16 protein-coding genes are annotated in these 17,446 nt (G+C 73.5%); 9 read left to right on the top strand and 7 right to left on the bottom strand.

From position 1 onward, the window contains the following. Window positions 1–11 precede the first annotated feature (11 nt). Complete coding sequence (locus O7606_RS24195; RefSeq protein ID WP_281596294.1) at window positions 12–1,130, bottom strand: GuaB3 family IMP dehydrogenase-related protein; 1,119 nt, start codon at window positions 1,128–1,130, stop codon at window positions 12–14. A 32-nt stretch (window positions 1,131–1,162) separates the two neighbouring features. Beyond that, the gene (gene guaB / locus O7606_RS24190) at window positions 1,163–2,653 is read right to left on the bottom strand and encodes an IMP dehydrogenase (RefSeq protein ID WP_348651176.1); all 1,491 of its coding nucleotides are present in this window, start codon (window positions 2,651–2,653) and stop codon (window positions 1,163–1,165) included. A gap of 253 nt (window positions 2,654–2,906) precedes the next feature. Here guaB and O7606_RS24185 point away from each other — a divergent pair, with 253 nt between their 5' ends. Continuing rightward, window positions 2,907–3,317: a DUF5319 domain-containing protein gene (locus O7606_RS24185; RefSeq protein WP_281596292.1), complete on the top strand. Its 411-nt coding sequence runs from the start codon at window positions 2,907–2,909 to the stop codon at window positions 3,315–3,317. Window positions 3,318–3,428: 111 nt separating this feature from the next. Here O7606_RS24185 and O7606_RS24180 read toward each other — a convergent pair whose 3' ends face one another. Beyond that, window positions 3,429–4,433: a response regulator transcription factor gene (locus tag O7606_RS24180; RefSeq protein ID WP_281596291.1), complete on the bottom strand. Its 1,005-nt coding sequence runs from the start codon at window positions 4,431–4,433 to the stop codon at window positions 3,429–3,431. Window positions 4,434–4,688: 255 nt separating this feature from the next. Here O7606_RS24180 and O7606_RS24175 point away from each other — a divergent pair, with 255 nt between their 5' ends. Further along, entirely contained in the window at window positions 4,689–5,072 is a 384-nt protein-coding gene (locus tag O7606_RS24175) for a WhiB family transcriptional regulator (RefSeq protein WP_281596290.1), read from the top strand. Window positions 5,073–5,246: 174 nt separating this feature from the next. Here O7606_RS24175 and O7606_RS24170 read toward each other — a convergent pair whose 3' ends face one another. The 3 genes from O7606_RS24170 to groES all read right to left on the bottom strand — a co-directional run bounded on the left by O7606_RS24170 (window position 5,247) and on the right by groES (window position 9,092). After that, a complete protein-coding gene (locus tag O7606_RS24170; RefSeq protein WP_281596289.1) occupies window positions 5,247–6,890 on the bottom strand; it encodes a molybdopterin-dependent oxidoreductase in 1,644 nt (547 codons plus the stop codon). 169 nt (window positions 6,891–7,059) lie between these two features. After that, a complete protein-coding gene (gene groL, locus O7606_RS24165) occupies window positions 7,060–8,706 on the bottom strand; it encodes a chaperonin GroEL (protein ID WP_281596288.1) in 1,647 nt (548 codons plus the stop codon). A gap of 71 nt (window positions 8,707–8,777) precedes the next feature. After that, window positions 8,778–9,092: a co-chaperone GroES gene (gene groES / locus O7606_RS24160; RefSeq protein ID WP_088976050.1), complete on the bottom strand. Its 315-nt coding sequence runs from the start codon at window positions 9,090–9,092 to the stop codon at window positions 8,778–8,780. A gap of 277 nt (window positions 9,093–9,369) precedes the next feature. On the opposite strand from groES, the gene O7606_RS24155 reads away from it, so the two are divergent. The 7 genes from O7606_RS24155 (at window position 9,370) to O7606_RS24125 (ending at window position 17,103) form a co-directional block, all read left to right on the top strand. Next, the gene (locus tag O7606_RS24155) at window positions 9,370–10,590 is read left to right on the top strand and encodes a methyltransferase domain-containing protein (RefSeq protein ID WP_281596287.1); all 1,221 of its coding nucleotides are present in this window, start codon (window positions 9,370–9,372) and stop codon (window positions 10,588–10,590) included. Between the two features lie 9 nt (window positions 10,591–10,599). Further along, the gene (gene ybaK / locus O7606_RS24150; RefSeq protein WP_281596286.1) at window positions 10,600–11,127 is read left to right on the top strand and encodes a Cys-tRNA(Pro) deacylase; all 528 of its coding nucleotides are present in this window, start codon (window positions 10,600–10,602) and stop codon (window positions 11,125–11,127) included. A 205-nt stretch (window positions 11,128–11,332) separates the two neighbouring features. Continuing rightward, a complete protein-coding gene (locus O7606_RS24145; protein WP_281596285.1) occupies window positions 11,333–12,433 on the top strand; it encodes a substrate-binding domain-containing protein in 1,101 nt (366 codons plus the stop codon). 98 nt (window positions 12,434–12,531) lie between these two features. After that, window positions 12,532–13,356, top strand: coding sequence for an ATP-binding cassette domain-containing protein (locus tag O7606_RS24140; RefSeq protein WP_281596284.1), 825 nt, complete (start codon window positions 12,532–12,534; stop codon window positions 13,354–13,356). Continuing rightward, window positions 13,353–14,612 carry an ABC transporter permease gene (locus O7606_RS24135; RefSeq protein WP_281596283.1) on the top strand — a complete coding sequence of 420 codons (1,260 nt, stop codon included), beginning with the start codon at window positions 13,353–13,355 and terminating at the stop codon, window positions 14,610–14,612. Before O7606_RS24140 ends, O7606_RS24135 begins: the two co-directional genes overlap by 4 nt. A 29-nt stretch (window positions 14,613–14,641) precedes the next feature. Beyond that, window positions 14,642–15,823, top strand: coding sequence for an ROK family protein (locus O7606_RS24130; protein WP_281596282.1), 1,182 nt, complete (start codon window positions 14,642–14,644; stop codon window positions 15,821–15,823). 323 nt (window positions 15,824–16,146) lie between these two features. After that, a complete protein-coding gene (locus O7606_RS24125) occupies window positions 16,147–17,103 on the top strand; it encodes a DUF4142 domain-containing protein (RefSeq protein ID WP_281596281.1) in 957 nt (318 codons plus the stop codon). 66 nt (window positions 17,104–17,169) lie between these two features. Here the strand turns inward: O7606_RS24125 and O7606_RS24120 are convergent, their stop codons facing one another. Next, on the bottom strand, window positions 17,170–17,424 hold the full coding sequence (locus O7606_RS24120) for a hypothetical protein (protein WP_281596280.1): 255 nt from the start codon (window positions 17,422–17,424) through the stop codon (window positions 17,170–17,172). Between the last annotated feature and the right edge of the window lie 22 nt (window positions 17,425–17,446).

Below are 17,446 nucleotides of genomic sequence, written 5' to 3'. Positions count from 1 at the left end.
CGCAGGACGGGTCACCGGTCCAGGACCAGGCCGACCTTCTGGAACTCCTTCAGGTCGCGGTAGCCGCACTTGGCCATCGCCCGACGCAGCCCGCCGAACAGGTTGAGCTGGCCGTCCGGCTCGTCGGCCGGGCCGAACAGCAGCCGCTCCATCGCACCGAGCGGCTCGCCGGCCACCTCGAACGCGCCCCGGGGCAGCGACGGGTGACTGGCCGCCGAGTGCCACCACGCGCCGCCGGCCGGGGCCTCCGCGCACAGCGCCAACGGCTCGCCGAGCATCACCGCGTCCGCGCCGCAGCCGAGCGCCTTGGCGATGTCGCCGGAGGTCTGCACGTCGCCGTCGGCGATCAGGTGCACGTACCGGCCGCCGGTCTCGTCGAGGTAGTCCCGCCGGGCCGCCGCCGCGTCCGCGATGGCGCTGGCCATCGGCACCCGGATGCCCAGCACCGACTCGGTGGTGGACCAACTGTCGCCGCCGATGCCGACGATGACGCCCGCCGCGCCGGTACGCATCAGGTGCAGCGCGGTCTTGTAGTCGGTGCAGCCGCCGACGATGACCGGCAGGTCGAGGTCGGCGATGAACTCCTTGAGGTTCAACGGCTCGTCGGTGGTGGAGACGTGCTCGGCGGAGACGATGGTGCCCTGGATGACCAGGATGTCCACCCCGGCGTCCAGGATCACCGGGGCCAGCGCCAGGGTGTGCTGCGGCGACACCCGCACCGCCACCGTGCCGCCACCGGCCCGCAGCTCACGGACCCGCTCGGCGATCAGCTCGGGACGGATCGGCTCGGCGTAGACCTCCTGGAGCCGCTTGGTGGCGCGGGCCTCCTCGCCCAGCCCGGCCAGCTCCTCCAGGATCTTGGTCGGGTTCTCGTACCGGGTCCACAGCCCCTCGACGTTGAGCACGCCCAGGCCGCCGAGCTGACCGAGCCGGACCGCCGAGGCCGGGCTCATCGTCGCGTCGGAGGGATGCGCCACACAGGGGATGCCGAACGGGTACGCGTCGAGCTGCCAGGTGGTGGAGACGTCGTCGACGTCCCGGGTCCGGCGGCTCGGCACGATGGCGATGTCGTCCAGGTGGTAGCCGCGCTGCGCGGTCTTGCCCAGCCCGATCTCGACCACGTCACGCATGGGGGTCTCCAGGTTTCACGAAGGGGTGGTGGTCAGCGGGTGTGGTAGTTGGGCGCCTCGACGGTCATCTGGATGTCGTGCGGGTGGCTCTCCTTCAGGCCGGCGGCGGTGATCCGGATGAGCTGGCCACGCTGGTGCAGCTCGGGGATGTTCTCCGCGCCCGCGTACCCCATCGCCAGCCGCAGCCCGCCGATGAGCTGGTGGGCGACCCGGGAGAGCGGCCCCCGGTACGGCACCTGCCCCTCGACGCCCTCCGGGACCAGCTTCTCGTCGCTGGTCACGTCCTGCTGGAAGTAGCGGTCCTTGGAGTACGACTTGGCCTGCCCCCGGGACTGCATCGCGCCCAGCGAGCCCATCCCCCGGTACGCCTTGAACTGCTTGCCGTTGATGAAGATCAGCTCGCCGGGGCTCTCCTCGCAGCCGGCCAGCAGGCTGCCCAGCATCACCGTGTCGGCGCCGGCGACCAGGGCCTTGGCGATGTCGCCCGAATACTGGATGCCGCCGTCGCCGATCACCGGCACGCCGGCCGGACGGGCGGCCCGGGCCGCCTCCATGATCGCGGTGATCTGCGGCACGCCCACCCCGGCGACGATCCGGGTGGTGCAGATCGCGCCCGGCCCGACCCCCACCTTGACGCCGTCCGCGCCCGCGTCGACCAGGGCCTTCGCCCCCGCGTACGTGGCCACGTTGCCGCCCACCACGTCGGCGGCGGTGTCCTTCTTGAGCTGGCGGACCATGTCCAGCACGGCCCGCTGGTGCCCGTGCGCGGTGTCCACGATCAGCACGTCCACGCCCGCGTCGACGAGCGCCCGGGCCCGCTTGTAGGCGTCCTCGCCCACGCCCACCGCGGCGGCCACCCGGAGCCGGCCGGCGTCGTCCTTGGTGGCGTTCGGGTACTGCTCGCTCTTGGTGAAGTCCTTGACGGTGATCAGCCCGCGCAGCCGGCCCGCCTCGTCGACGATCGGCAGCTTCTCGACCTTGTGCCGGCGCAGCAGGGCCAGCGCCTCGTCCTTGCTCACCCCGACCGGGGCGGTGACCAGCGGCGTCCGGGTCATGATCTCGCGGACCGGGGTGGTCGGCTCGGTGACGAAGCGCATGTCGCGGTTGGTGACGATGCCGACGAGCTGGCCGTCGGCGTCCACCACCGGCACCCCGGAGATGCGGTACCGGCCGCAGAGCGCGTCGACGTCCCGGAGGGTGTCGTCCGGGCTGGCGGTCACCGGGTTGGTGATCATGCCGGACTCGGAGCGCTTCACGAGGTCGACCTGGAGGGCCTGGTCCTCGACGGAGAGGTTGCGGTGCAGCACGCCGATGCCGCCCTGCCGGGCCATCGCGATCGCCATCCGGGCCTCGGTGACGGTGTCCATCGCGCTGGACAGCAGCGGCACGGAGAGGGTGACGTTGCGGGTCAGCCGGGTGACCGTGTTGACCCGGCTCGGCACCACGTCCGACTCGCCCGGCTGGAGCAGCACGTCGTCGAAGGTCAGACCGAGCGGTACCACCCGGGCCGAACCGGCGGGCAGCTCCGGCAGGTGGCCGCCCAGCTCGCCGGGCTCGACACCGGCCGGACGATCGGCGCTGGGCGTAGTTTCCACGATTGCTCCCCTGAGCTGGTCGAACGGGCGTCAGTGAGGTGGCGCGCGGGCGCCGGAACACGCCAGGGCCGGGCGCGTCGCCCCATCGTACCCATTGAGCTGCGCGGCCCTGGGCGGCGGCGCGACCCACGGGCGCGGGCGGGGGCGGGCGTGCCGGCGGGGTTGGGTCTACGGTGAGGGGGTGCACGACGAGCCCATCGACCCGTTCAACGGCGACCCGGCCGACCCGGCCGCCGGCCTGCACGACCCTGGCGACGACTCTCCCCCCGAGCCGCTGACCGACGTCGAGCGGCAGGACGTCCTGGAGGATCTGGCCGATCTGGAGATCTACCAGGCGCTGCTGGCGCCGATCGGCGTCCGTGGGTTGGTGATCGAGTGCGAGGACTGCCGCGAGCCGCACTACTTCGACTGGGACCTGCTCCGGGGCAACCTGCGGCATCTGCTCAGCTCCGGGCGGCCCCGGGTGCACGAGCCCGCCTACGACCCGGACCCTGACCACTACGTCACCTGGGACTACGCGCGTGGCTACGCCGACGGGGTGCACGACACCCTGACCGAGTCCGGCGACGACGAGCCCGGGGCGACCGACTGACCCACCCGGCCCCGCTCCCGGGCCGAGCGGGTCGGACGACGCAGCAGCGGGTCGGGCGGCAGAGCGGCGGGTCCGACGGCAGAGCGACAGGTCGGGCGGCAGAGCGGCGGGTCAGACCACCAGGCCGGCGCGGAAGCCGGCGGCGACGGCGTGGGCCCGGTCCCGCGCGCCGAGCTTGCGGAACAGCCGGCGGGCGTGCGTCTTGACGGTGTCCTCCGAGACGAACAGCTCCCGGCCGATCTCGGCGTTGCTCTTCCCCTCGGCCATCCCCAGCAGCACCTGGAGCTCCCGCTCGGTCAGGCCGACGCCACCCCGGCCGCCCCGGCCGGCTCCGGGCCGGCGCCCCGGCTCCGGGCCGGTCCGGCCCTCCGGCTCCCCGGCGGCCTCGTCGAGCTCGTCGTCGCCACGCTGCACCGGGACCACGGCGTCGACGCCGGCCGGCGCTGCCGACCGGCGGCCGGGTCCCGGCGGCGGGTCCGCAGGCGTCGCCGACCAGCCCGGCGTCGGCCCCCCGACGGTCCGGCCGCCCGTCAGCGCCGCGTCGCCGGGGCGCGCGCCGCCGGCGGACGGGCCACCCGCGCGGCCGGCGGCGCCGGACGGCGCAGCGCCCGACCGGCCGGCGTCACCGGCGGCGGGGCCACCCGCCCGGCCCGCCCCGCCGGCGGGCGGCGGAACGCTCGGCCGGCCGACGCCGCCCCCGACGGCCGCGGCGTCCCGGGCGGGGTCGGTGACCGGCCGCGCGGACCGACCGGACGCGGCGAGCAGCAGCAGGGCCTTGGCGACCGCGGTGGTCAGGTCGTGGTCCGCGCCCTGGATCAGGCCCCGGGCCCCGGCGCTGATGGTGGCCGCCGCCGCGCCGGACTCCTCCGCGCCGAACAGCAGCACCGCCGCCCGGGGCGCGCGGGCCAGCACCCGCCGTACGAAGCCCGCGCTGTCCGGCCTGGTCAAAGCGGTGTCGGCGAGCACCACGTCGGGCGGCTGCTCGGCGATCCGGAGCATCACCTCGGGGTCGGAGACGGCGGTACGGATGACGGCGGACAGGCCGAGCCGCGCCGCCGCGGAAGACAGGTGCTGCGCCGCGAGTGGTGTCCGGACGCAGACGAGAACCGTACGCACAGTGGGTCTCCTTTCCGTGTGGAAGCAGACCACGAGCGACGCTGATCATGAGGGGGTTCCCGGCAATTCTCCGAACTTTTCCGACATATGGGTCCTATGCCGCAGATTGTCGATCTTTTCGAGTACCGCACGTGTGAGCCGACGACGCGCAGGGTATCGGGGGGCCAGGCCGGAACGGCGTGCTCGCGCGAACCGTCGCCCGGGTCCGGCCGCAGGGACCATTCGCGGCGGTGCCGCGCGGGAGGAGGGGTGCTGATGTCGAACGTACGTAGACTGCCCGGACCCATCGTCGACCTCTGGGACTGGCAGCGGCTCGGCGCCTGCCGAGGGCGTGACAGCGCGCAGTTCTTCCACCCGGACGGCGAACGCGGCTCCTCCCGGCTGCGCCGTGAGTCAGGGGCCAAGGCGGTCTGCCGGGCCTGCCCGGTGCGCGCCGAGTGCGCCGCGCACGCCCTCGCCGTCCGCGAGCCGTACGGGGTGTGGGGCGGGTTCAGCGAGTCCGAGCGGCTGCGACTGCTCGCCATCGGCTGGGAGGACCTGGCCGACCGCCGCGGGCACCGGGTCGACGTGTCCCGCCTGGAGGCCCGGCTGGGCCGCCCGCACAAGTCCACCGTGCCCGCCCAGCGCAGCGTCGCCTGACCCACCCCGACCGGACCCACGACCGACCCGCTCCACAGCGGACCGGGCCCACAGCCGACCGGCGGGCAGCTCCCGTGAGCGGCGGCGGGTCGGCCGGGAGAACATCGAGCACCAGCACCGCCGCGTCCCGCCGGGGCGCGGCGGTCCGCTGTCCGGAACCCGGACGACCGACGCTCAGTCGACGGTCACCCGGACGGTGTGCCAACCGGTGGCCCCGTCCGGGGCGACCGGTCGACGCTGCTCCGGCTGGGTCGCGCCACTGGCGTCGGTGGCCCGCGCCTGGAGGGTGTGCTCCCCCGGCGTGGCGGTCCACTGCCAGGACCACTGCACCCACGTGTCGGCGGAGACCGCCGACGCCAGGGTCGCCTCCTGCCAGGGGCCGTCGTCGACCCGTACCTCGACCCGGCGGACGCCGACGTGCTGCGCCCACGCCACCCCGGCCACCGGCACCGGGCCGGCGGTCAACCGGTTGCGCGGCCGGGGCGTGTCGATCCGCGACTGGGTCTTCACCGGCCCCCGGGCCGACCAGCCCCGGGGCACCCAGTACGCGTCGAAGTCGGCGAAGCTGGTCAGCTCCAACTCGGTGATCCACTTGCAGGCCGACACGTACCCGTACAGGCCCGGCACCACCATCCGCGCCGGGAAACCGTGCTCGACCGGCAGCGGCTCGCCGTTCATCCCCACCGCGAGCAACGCGTCCCGCCCGTCGCGCAGCACCTCGGTCGGGGTGCCGCAGGTCCAGCCGTCGACCGAGCGGCTCACCACCTGGTCCGCGCCGTCCAGCGGCCCGGCCTCGGCCAGCAGGTCCCGGACGGGCACGCCGAGCCAGCGGGCGTTGCCGACCAGGTCCCCGCCCACCTCGTTGGAGACGCAGGCCAGGGTGACGTACCGCTCCACCATCGGTCGGGCCAGCAGGTCGGCGAAGCTGAGCTCGATCGGGTTGCGTACCCGGCCGTGGACGCGCAGCCGCCACGTCGCCGGGTCCACCTGCGGCACGACCAGCGCGGTGTCGATCCGGTAGAAGCCGGTGTTCGGCGTCACGTACGACGCCAGCCCGCGCAGGCCGAGGTCGGCGCCGGCGGGCACCGGCGGGGCCGGGGCGGCCGGGGTCGGCAGGGCGACCGCCGAGCGGGCTGCCGAGACGCCCCGCCGGCCGGCCAGCCACCGTCCGCCCAGCCCGGTCACCGTCGCGGCCCCGAGCAGCAGGCCCGCGCCGGTGAGGAAGCGCCGCCGCGCCTCCGGATCGACGTCCGCCGGGTCCGCGCCGACCGGGTTCCCACCCACCGGACGCACGCCCGCCAGGTTGGCATCCGACGTCGGGTCGGGCGGGGTCGGGCCGGACGGGGTCGGGCCGGGCGGGGTCCACGGCCACGGGTCCGGCTCCAGGGGGCCGGCGACGCAGAGCCAGAGCACCCCCGCGCCGAGCGCCGCCCCGGTCAGCGTGGGCAGCGCGTCGAGGACGTCCGCGCCGGGGCGGGTGAGCGCGGCGGCCACGCCGAGCGCCCCGAACGCCGCGATCCCGGCGACCCCGAGGGCGAGCCGCCGGGTGGCGAGCACGCCCAGCCCGGCCGCGAACGCCGCCAGCAGCACGGCCGTGCCGACCAGCAGGGCGATCTTGTCGTACCGTCCGAAGACGTCGATGGCGAACTGTTTCAGTGGCTCCGGCACGGTGTCGACGACCACCCCGCCGACCGCCACCAGCGGCGCGGACCGCGGGCCGGTCGCCACCGCGACCAGCTCCGCCACCCCGATCGCCACCGCCGCGGCGGTCACTCCCGCCACCGCCCCGAACCGTCGCGTCCAGCCGCTGCGCCTCACCCGCCCATCCTCGCCGCCGCCGGGGCGCCGCCACCACCCACGTCACCGTTCGGTAAGAGGTTCCTCCGGTACGCCGAAGGCGCCTCGCCGTGGTGCTGCTGGCGAGGCGCCCTGGGGTGAGGAAGGTCCTTCCTCTGCACGAGGCGTCAGAAAGGCGCCCTTCCTTGCGTCAGAAGCCGGGGCCGTGCTGGTGGCCGTGGCCGTGCGAGTGGCCGTGACCGCCGGCGGCGGCCGGCTCCGCCTTCTCCGGCTTCTCCACCACCAGGCTCTCGGTGGTGAGCAGCAGGCCGGCGATCGAGGCGGCGTTGGTGACCGCGTTGCGGGTCACCTTCACCGGGTCGATGATGCCGTTGCCGACCAGGTCGACGTAGTCACCGGTGGCGGCGTCGAGGCCGTGGCCCCAATCCTGGCCGGAGACCTTCTGCACGACGACGTACCCGTCGTGCCCGGCGTTCTGGGCGATCCAGCGCAGCGGCTCGACGAGCGCCTTGCGGACGATCGAGACGCCGACCTTCTCGTCCCCGGTGAAGCCGAGGTCGTCGCCGAGCACCGGGAGGATCTGGGCCAGGGCGGCCCCGCCACCCGGGACGGTGCCCTCCTCGACGGCGGCCTTGGTCGCGGCGATGGCGTCCTCGATGCGGTGCTTGCGCTCCTTCATCTCGACCTCGGTCGCCGCGCCCACCTTGATCACCGCGACGCCGCCGGAGAGCTTCGCCAGCCGCTCGGAGAGCTTCTCGCGGTCCCACTCGGAGTCCGAGGCCTCGATCTCCTTGCGGATCTGCGCGACCCGGTCGGCGACCTCGGTGTCCCGGCCGCCGCCGTCGACGATGGTGGTGTTCTCCTTGTCGACGACGACCCGGCGGGCGGTGCCGAGCACCTCCAGCCCGATCTGGTCGAGCTTGTAGCCCAGCTCCGGCGCGACCAGCTCGGCGCCGGTCTGGATCGCCATGTCCTGGAGCATCGCCTTGCGGCGGTCACCGAAGCCCGGAGCCTTCACCGCGCAGACCTTGAGGGTCTTGCGGATCGAGTTGACCACCAGGGTGGAGAGCGCCTGCCCGTCGACGTCCTCGGCGATGATCAGCAGCGGCTTGCTGTCGGAGAGGACCTTCTCCAGCAGCGGCAGCAGCTCCTCGATCGCGGAGATCTTCTGCGTGGTGATCAGGATGTACGGGTTCTCCAGAACCGCTTCCTGCGACTCGGTGTCGGTGACGAAGTTCGGCGAGATGAAGCCCTTGTCGAACTGGAGACCCTCGGTCACGTCCAGCTCGGTGTGCAGGGCGGAGCCCTCCTCGACGGTGATGACACCGTCGCGGCCGACCCGCTCCATCGCCTCGGCGATCAGCTCACCGATGGTGGAGTCCTGCGCGGAGATGGTCGCCACGTGCGCGATCGACTTCTTGTCGTCGACGTCGACGGCCCGCTCCAGCAGCGCCTCGGAGACCTTGGTGGCCGCCGCGTCGATGCCCCGCTTGAGACCGGACGGGTTCGCCCCGGCGGTCACGTTGCGCAGGCCCTCCCGGACCATGGCCTGGGCGAGCACGGTGGCGGTGGTGGTCCCGTCGCCGGCGACGTCGTTGGTCTTGGTCGCCACCTCCTTGACGAGCTGCGCGCCAAGGTTCTCGTACGGGTTGGTGAGCTCGATCTCCTTGGCGATGGTGACCCCATCGTTGGTGATCGTCGGCGCACCGAATTTCTTGTCCAGGACGACGTTGCGCCCGCGCGGGCCGAGAGTGACCTTGACCGCGTCCGCGAGCGCGTTGACACCGTGCTCGAGCAGGTGCCGGGCGTCGTCCGAGAAGCTCAGGATCTTCGCCATGGATTATCCCTTCGAAGCGTTGCTGCCCCGGCCCGGCGAGCCGGACCGGGGCAGCAGCACTGATCGGTTGCCTACTTCTCGATGACCGCGAGGACGTCGCGGGCGGAGAGCACCAGGTACTCCTCGCCGGCGTACTTGACCTCGGTGCCGCCGTACTTCGAGTAGATGACGGTGTCGCCGACCTGCACGTCAACCGGAATCCGGTTGCCCTTGTCGTCGACGCGGCCCGGGCCGACAGCGAGGACGGTGCCCTCCTGCGGCTTCTCCTTGGCGGTGTCGGGGATCACGATGCCCGACGCCGTGGTGGTCTCAGCCTCGTTCGCCTGGACCAGGATCCGGTCCTCGAGCGGCTTGATCGCAACCTTGGTCGCGGTAGTCACGGGCATACCCTCCTGGGGTACTGGTTTCGTTACCGGCCGGCGCTGCCGACCAGCATCAATCTGCCACATGCCACCGGGCGGGGCCGTCGTCGCGGGTGCCGGTCCGCCTGGCGTCAAACTCCCGGGCGGAGCCCGGAAGCTGGCACCCTCGATGGGAGAGTGCTAATCGCAGATTAGGCCGGCGGCTAGCACTCCGTCAAGGAGAGTGCCAACGAAGAGGGCGGCGAGTCGTCCGGGTCGCACCCCTTGGGGCGTCCCCCGGGGGGCACCGGAGAATGGGCCGGTGGATCTGGACCAGTTCGCCGCGCTGCGTACCGCCGAGGGGTCGGCGGCGCTGACCGCCGCGACGCGGGTGGCCGGCGGCGACCCGCTGGCCGCGGCGGCGGCGCTGCGCTCGGCCGGCGTGCCGGCCGGGCTCGCGGCGTCCGCGCTCACCCAGGCCGAGCTGCGCCGCCGGGCGGTCGGCAAGTTCGGCCCGGCCGCGGCCGGGATGTTCCTCACCCGGGCCGGCCTGGAGCAGGCCACCCGGCGGGAGGTGGCCGACCGGCGCGCGGCGCGGCTGCGCGCCGCCGGGGTGCGCACCCTCGCCGACCTGGGTTGCGGCCTGGGGGCGGACGCGCTGGCCGCCGCCCGGGCCGGCATCCGGGTGTACGGGGTGGAAGCCGACCCGCTGACCGCCGCGCTGGCCGCCGCCAACGCCGAGGCCGCCGGGCTGGCCGACCGGTTCACCGTGGAGTGCGCCGACGCCACCACCGTCGACGTGTCCGGGATGGACGCGGTCTTCTGCGACCCGGCCCGACGGAAGGCCGGCACCGGTCGGCGGATCTTCGACCCCGACGCCTACTCCCCGCCCTGGGGGTTCGTGACCGCGCTCACCGAACGGGCGCCGGCCACCGTGGTCAAGGTGGCCCCCGGCCTCGACCACGCGCTGATCCCGGCCGACGCCGAGGCGGAGTGGGTGAGCGTACGCGGCGACCTGGTCGAGGCCGCCCTCTGGTGCGGCCACCTCGCCGAAGTCCCCCGCCGCGCCACCCTGTGCGGGGAAGGGCCCCTTCCCGAGGCCTCCGGCACGGAAAGGGGCCCTTCCCCGCATCAGCTCACCGGCAGCGGCGTCGCCGAGGCGAGCGTCGGCCCGGTCCGGCGCTACCTGCACGACCCGGACCCGGCGGTGGTCCGCGCGCACCTGGTGGCCGAGCTGGCCGACCGGCTGGACGCGACGATCGCCGACCCGAGCATCGCCTACCTGTACGCCGACACCCCCGCCCCGACCCCGTACACCAGGTGCCTGGAGGTCACCGACGTGCTGCCGTTCTCGCTGAAGCGGCTGCGTGCCCTGCTGCGCGAGCGGCGGGTCGGCCGGGTGGAGATCCTCAAGCGCGGTTCGGCGCTGGAGCCGGAGCGGTTGCGCCGGGACCTGCGGCTGGCCGGTGACGCCTCGGCCAGCCTGGTGCTCACCCGGGTCGCCGGGGCGCCGACCGTGCTGGTCGCCCAGCCGATCGGCTAGGTTGGCCGGGTGGCGGGCCAGGGCACCCCGGCGACGGCGCTGCTGACCAGGCGCGGCGTACGGCACAGCGTGCACCCGTACCGGGTCCCGCCGGAGACCCCGCAGTACGGCGCCCGGGTGGCGGCGGCGCTTGGCGTGCCGACCGGGCAGGTCTTCAAGACCCTGGTGACCGAGGTGGACGGCGGGCTGACCGTGGCGGTCGTGCCGGTCACCGGCGAGTTGGACCTGAAGGCGCTGGCCGCCGCCGTGGGCGGCAAGCGGGCCGGTTTGGCCGACCGGGTCCTCGCCGAGCGGGTCACCGGCTACGTGCGGGGCGGGATCAGCCCGCTGGGGCAGCGCCGGCGGTTGCCGACCGTGTTGGACTCCTCCGCCCTCGGCTTTCCGACGGTCTACGTCTCGGCCGGCCGGCGCGGGCTCCAGGTCCAGCTCGCCCCGGCGGACCTGATCGCCCTGACCGGCGCGACCACCGCCCCGCTCGCCACCGCCCCGCTCGCCACCGGCCCGCTCGCCACCGGCCCGTCGCCCACGGCCGGCTGACTCCACCGACGTCGACCGTCGTCGTCGGGTCGGGCCCGGCGGCAGCGCCGTCACCAGCGACTTTTCGGCCGCGTTGCTGAATTGTTACCGCTGCCAACAAATCCGTGAGCGCGAGGCCCTTGCGTCCGCCGTGTGACGCGAAATACGTTGCCGGACACAACAAAAGATCCTCACACCCACCCCCACCTGAAAGGAATCCCGCACCATGCGTAGAGGGATCCTCACCGTCGCGACCGTGGGCCTGCTCGCCACCGGCGGCCTGGCCGCCTGCGGCGACGACTCCGACAGCGGCGGCACCGACGCCGGCTCGGACAAGAAGGCCAAGATCGGCGTGATCCTGCCGGACAGCAAGTCCTCCGGCCGGTGGGAGAACGCGGACCGCAAGTACCTCCAGGCGGCCTTCGAGGCGGCCGGTGTGGAGTACGACATCCAGAACGCCCAGGACGACAAGAACCAGTTCCAGACCATCGCCGACCAGATGATCACCAGCGGGGTGACCGCTCTGATGATCGTCAACCTGGACTCCGGCACCGGCAAGGCCGTGCTGGACAAGGCGAAGTCGCAGGGCGTCGCCACCATCGACTACGACCGGCTCACCCTCGGCGGCAGCGCCGAGTACTACGTCAGCTTCGACAACGAGGTGGTCGGCAAGCTCCAGGGCGAGGGCCTGAGCAAGTGCCTGACCGACAAGGGCGTGCAGAAGCCCGTGGTGGCGTACCTGAACGGCTCCCCCACCGACAACAACGCCACCCTGTTCAAGAACGGCTACGACTCGGTGCTCAAGCCGAAGTTCGACTCCGGCGAGTACACCAAGGGCCCGGAGCAGTCCGTCCCGGCCTGGGACCCGGCCCAGGCCGCCACCCTGTTCGAGCAGATGATGACCAAGAGCGGCGGCAAGATCGACGGGGTGCTCGCCGCGAACGACGCGCTCGGCAACGCGGCCATCTCGGTGCTCAAGAAGAACAAGCTCAACGGCAAGGTGCCGGTCACCGGCCAGGACGCCGACGTGCAGGGGCTGCAGAACATCCTCGCCGGCGACCAGTGCATGACCGTCTACAAGGCGATCAAGCAGGAGGCCGACGCCGCCGCCGAGCTGGCCATCGCGCTGGCCAAGGGCGAGCGCAAGGAGACCGGCCAGGTGGTCAAGGACCCGGAGGGCAACCGTGACGTGCCGTCGGTCCTGCTCACCCCGAAGCTGATCTTCAAGGAGAACGTCAAGGACGTGGTGGCGGACGGCTACGTCACCAAGGAGGCGCTCTGCGCCGGGGCGTACGCCACGCTCTGCGCCGAGGCCGGGATCAGCTAGGCCGCAGCGGCCCGCCGGTAACGCCTACCGGCCGCGGGCGTCACCCGGCCACACCCGCGGGTGACGCCCGCCCCGGCCTCACCGAACGAAGGAGTCCCGTGTCCACCACCCCCCTGCTGGAACTACGAGGGATCGACAAGAGCTTCGGTCCCGTCCAGGTCCTCCGTGACGTGGCCTTCTCCGCCCACCCGGGGGAGGTGACCGCCCTGGTCGGTGACAACGGCGCGGGCAAGTCGACCCTGGTCAAGTGCATCAGCGGCATCTACCCGACCGACGGCGGCCAGTTCCTCTTCGACGGCCGCCCGGTCACCATCCACAGCCCCCGGGACGCCGCCGCGCTCGGCATCGAGGTCGTCTACCAGGACCTCGCGCTCTGCGACAACCTCGACATCGTGCAGAACATGTTCCTCGGCCGGGAGAAGCGCAGCGGCATCGTGCTCGACGAGCCGACCATGGAGCAGATGGCGGCGGAGACCCTGGCCGGGCTGAGCGTCCGGACGGTCAAGTCGCTGCGCCAGCACGTGTCCAGCCTCTCCGGCGGCCAACGGCAGACCGTGGCGATCGCCAAGGCGGTGCTGTGGAACAGTCGCCTGGTGATCCTGGACGAGCCGACCGCCGCGCTCGGCGTCGCGCAGACCGCCCAGGTGCTCGAACTGGTCCGCCGGCTCGCCGACAACGGCCTGGCCGTCGTGCTCATCTCGCACAACATGAACGACGTCTTCGCGGTCTCCGACCGGATCGCCGCGCTCTACCTCGGGCAGATGGTCGCCCAGGTGAAGACCACCGACATCACCCACTCCCAGGTGGTCGAGCTCATCACCGCCGGCCGGTCCGGCACGCTCGGCCTCACCGCCGGCAACGACGCCGGCCGCCCCGACAACGGCGGCGACGCCGCCGACAGCAACCCAGGAGCCCTGCGATGACCAGCACCGCCGTGCGCAAGGTCGGTCCGGTGGCGGTCACCGAGACACCGACAGTGGGTGGCCACGTCCGCAACTACGTCAGCCGGGTACGCGGCGGCGACATCGGCGCGCTGCCCGCCGTACTCGGGTTGGTGGTGCTCTGCACCATCTTCTCGATCATGCGACCGACGTTCCTGTCGGCGGTGAACTTCGCCAACCTGTTCGCCCAGGGCGCGGCGGTCACGCTGATCGCCATGGGGCTGGTCTTCGTGCTGCTGCTCGGCGAGATCGACCTCTCCGCCGGCTTCGCCAGCGGGGTGTGCGCCGCCGTCCTGGCGAACATCGTCACCGTCGCCGGCCTGCCCTGGTACGTGGCGGTGCTCGCGGCGGTCGCCACCGGCCTGGTCATCGGGTTGACCCTGGGCTTCCTGGTCGCCAAGATCGGCATTCCGTCGTTCGTGGTCACCCTGGCCGCCTTCCTCGCGTTCCAGGGCGTCGTGCTGCTGCTGATCAGCGGCGGCAGCAACATCTCCGTACGCGACGACGTGCTGGTGGCGATCGCCAACCGCAACCTGCCCCCGGTGCTCGGCTGGCTGTTCTTCGCCCTCGTCGTCGGCGGGTACGCCGCCACCCAACTGCTACGCCACCGCAGGCGCGCCGCCCGGGGCCTGGTCGCCGACCCGTTCCCGGTGGTGCTCGCCCGGATCGGCGGACTGGCCGTGATCCTCGGCATCGCGGTCTACATCCTCAACCTGGAACGCAGCCGCAACGTCCTGATCAGCTCGCTCAAGGGCGTGCCGATCGTGGTGCCGATCATCGCCGTGCTGCTGATCGTCTGGACGTTCGTGCTCCAGCGCACCGCGTACGGGCGGCACATCTACGCCGTCGGCGGCAACAAGGAGGCCGCCCGCCGGGCCGGCATCAACGTCGACCGGATCCGCATCTCGGTCTTCGTGATCGCCTCCACCATGGCCGCGGTGGGCGGCATCGTCGCCGCCAGCCGGGCCAACTCGGTGGACCCGAACACCGGCGGCAGCAATGTGCTGCTCTACGCCGTCGGCGCGGCGGTGATCGGCGGCACCAGCCTCTTCGGCGGCAAGGGACGGGTCCTCGACGCGGTGCTCGGCGGCGCGGTGGTCGCCGTCATCGACAACGGCATGGGCCTGATGGGCTACAGCTCCGGCGTCAAGTACGTGGTCACCGGCGTGGTGCTGCTGCTCGCCGCCAGCGTCGACGCGTTCTCCCGACGACGCGCCGCCACCACCGGCACCCGTTGACGACGTCCCTCGACCGGAATGCCAGGAGCATGCGCGTAGGACCCAGCCAGGACGAGATCCGCCGGCAGAACCTCGGCGCGCTGCTCCGGTACGTGCACGTGCACGGGGCGACCTCCCGGGCCCAGCTCACCACCACGCTCGGGCTCAACCGCAGCACCATCGGGGCGCTCACCGCCGACCTGGCCGGCGCCGGCCTGGTCAGCGAGGGCGCGCCCCGGGAGACCGGCCGGGCCGGGCGACCGTCGCTGGTCGTCCGGCCCGAGTCGGAACGGGTCTTCGCGTACGCGTTCAGCGTGGAGGTGGACCGGCTGCGGGCCGCGCGGATCGGGTTGGGCGGCGAGGTGCTCGACCGGCGGGAGCTGCCCCGCCCGCACGGACCGGCCGCCGGGGAGGCCGCGCCACTGCTCGCCGGCCTGGTCAAGGACATGCGCCAGGCCGCCCCGATCGGATCGATCTGCGTCGGGGCGGGGGTGGCCGTGGTGGGCATGGTCCGCCGCGGCGACGGCCTGGTCCGGCTGAGCCCCACCATCGGCTGGGTCGACGAGCCCCTCGGCGAGCTGCTCCGCGCCGAGCTCGGCGACGAGCGGCCGGTGGCCGTCGGCAACGTGGCCGACCTGGCCGCGCTGGCCGAACACGTCCGGGGCGTGGCGGTCGACTGCGACAACCTGATCTACCTGCACGGCGACGCCGGCGTCGGGGCGGGCATCATCGCCGGCGGCCGGCGGGTCACCGGCCACGGCGGGTACGGCGGCGAGGTCGGCCACATGGTGGTCAACCCGGGCGGCCACCGGTGCGGCTGCGGCTCCCGGGGCTGCTGGGAGACCGAGATCGGCGAGCACGCCCTGCTGCGCGCCGCCGGCCGGGACGGCCTGGAAGGACAGGACGCGGTGCTGGGGGTCGTCGACCCGGCGGCCCGGGGCGACGCCCAGGCCCAGGCCGCGGTACGACAGGTCGGCGACTGGCTCGGCTTCGGCGTGGCCAACCTGGTCAACATCTTCAACCCGGAGATGGTCATCTTCGGCGGCACCCTGCGGGACCTCTACCTCGCCGCGGCGGCCCAGGTGCGCAGCCGGCTCAACTCGATGGCGCTGCCCGCCTGCCGTGAGCACGTCCGGTTGCGTACCCCCGGACTGGGCGAGGACGCCGCCCTGCTCGGCGCGGCCGAGCTGGCCTTCGAACGCCTCCTGGCCGACCCCCTCGACGCCGCCTGACCCACGCGCGGCGTCGCCCCGCGCGCCGCCCCGCCCCGTCGGCGGTCGCGCGCCAGTTCGCCGATATGGCGGTGTCCCCGTTCTCGGTGAGCGCCATATCAAGGAACCCGTCCTCGACGCCCGGCGCCCGGCGGCTGGTGTCGGTCCGGGCGGCCCCGGATCGGGCTCCCGCCGGCCCGGATCGGGCTCCCGCCGGCACCGGATCGGGCTCCCGCCGGTCGCGGGGTGAACCGTTCGGCACGGGTTTGCGTACCACCGGGCGCCCCGGTGGCCGCTCCGGCCGGGGCAGACGTCGTCGGTCCGGTTCGAGGAGGCACCGCAGCATGGCACCGCTGGATTCCGTACGCCGGGAACCCGCCCACCGCCCGGCCCGCCCGGGGGCGACGGCGCTGGTCCTCGCCCTCGCCGCCGCCCTCAGCCTCACCACCACCGGCCCGGCCCACGCCAGCACGGCCCGCGCCGCCCCGGCCAGCGCGGCCCGTACCGCGCCCCCCGACCACCCGGCCCACGCCGCGTTCCCCGCCAGCGAAGCCCACGCCAGCACCGTCCACGCCGACACCGTCCACGCCGACATGGTCCGCGCCGCCGGCGGCAGCCCGGCGCGCGCCGCCGCGGCTCGTGCCGTCGTGCCCGGCAGCGCGGTCCTCGCCGCTCCCGCCGGGCCGAAGCAGCTCAACGCCACCGACATGACCCTGCTCAACGGGGTGCGGCTGGCCGGACTGTGGGAGATGCCGGCCGGTCAGATGGCGGCCGAGAAGGGCAGCGCCCCGAAGGTCCGCGAGATCGGCGCGGCGATCGCCGACGAGCACCGCGAACTGGACGAGCTGGTGGTCAACGCCGCCAACCGGCTCGGCGCGACCATTCCCGACGAGCCGACCGCCGAGCAGAAGGCGTGGCTGGCGGAGATGCAGAACGCCACCGGCGCCCGGTTCGACCAGATTTTCGTGACCCGGCTCCGGGTGGCGCACGGCAAGATCCTGCCGGTGATCTCGGCGGTACGGGCCAGCACCCGGGACGCCACGGTCCGCAAACTCGCCGACGACGCGAACGAGTTCGTGCTGCACCACATGTCCATGCTGGAAAGTACCGGCCTGGTGCGGTACGCCGAACTCCCGCCGGCCGCCCTGCCCGCCCCGCAGGAGGACTCCCTGCTGGCGGTGGCCGCCGCCAACCCCGCCCGTGACCTCCCGGTCAGCACCACCGTGGTCTGGCTGGTCTTCCTGGCCGCCCTGGCCACCGCCGGCATCACCACCCACCGCCTGCTCCGCCGCCCCCGCTGACCCCGGCTCGTCGTCAGGAACCGGCGGGTCACCGCATCGCCAGGCGGCCGGGGCAGGGCCGGACGGTCAGCGGTCGACCTGCGTGAAGTCCCAGGCGTGCGGAGGGCGGACGACGAGCGTCACCGGCGGGTCCGGCCAGACGCGGGGGGTGTTGCGCCACTTCGAGACGACCACCAGCCGATGATCGGTGGACGTGAACACCTCGCTGGAGACGTGCGCCGGGTCGTGCTCGAACTCGGGCAACGCGACGTCGCACACCCAGGTGAGCAGTTCGGCCAGCCCGTACGGCTCGGCGCGCGCCTCCCACATCCGTACGATCACGTCACCCGTCCCCCCGCCGCGG

Source organism: Micromonospora sp. WMMD882 (genome assembly GCF_027497255.1).
Lineage (GTDB): Bacteria > Actinomycetota > Actinomycetes > Mycobacteriales > Micromonosporaceae > Micromonospora.
Note: the sequence above shows the minus strand (reverse complement) of the source record. Positions and strands in the feature narration are given on the sequence as shown.

Excerpts from the sequence above, each read along its gene's own strand:
- O7606_RS24195 (WP_281596294.1), bottom strand. The coding sequence starts at position 1,130 with ATGCGTGACGTGGTCGAGATCGGGCTGGGCAAGACCGCGCAGCGCGGC.
- O7606_RS24135 (WP_281596283.1), top strand. The coding sequence starts at position 13,353 with ATGACCAGCACCGCCGTGCGCAAGGTCGGTCCGGTGGCGGTCACCGAG.
- groL (WP_281596288.1), bottom strand. The coding sequence starts at position 8,706 with ATGGCGAAGATCCTGAGCTTCTCGGACGACGCCCGGCACCTGCTCGAG.
- O7606_RS24145 (WP_281596285.1), top strand. The coding sequence starts at position 11,333 with ATGCGTAGAGGGATCCTCACCGTCGCGACCGTGGGCCTGCTCGCCACC.
- groES (WP_088976050.1), bottom strand. The coding sequence starts at position 9,092 with ATGCCCGTGACTACCGCGACCAAGGTTGCGATCAAGCCGCTCGAGGAC.
- O7606_RS24125 (WP_281596281.1), top strand. The coding sequence starts at position 16,147 with ATGGCACCGCTGGATTCCGTACGCCGGGAACCCGCCCACCGCCCGGCC.
- O7606_RS24130 (WP_281596282.1), top strand. The coding sequence starts at position 14,642 with ATGCGCGTAGGACCCAGCCAGGACGAGATCCGCCGGCAGAACCTCGGC.
- O7606_RS24175 (WP_281596290.1), top strand. The coding sequence starts at position 4,689 with ATGTCGAACGTACGTAGACTGCCCGGACCCATCGTCGACCTCTGGGAC.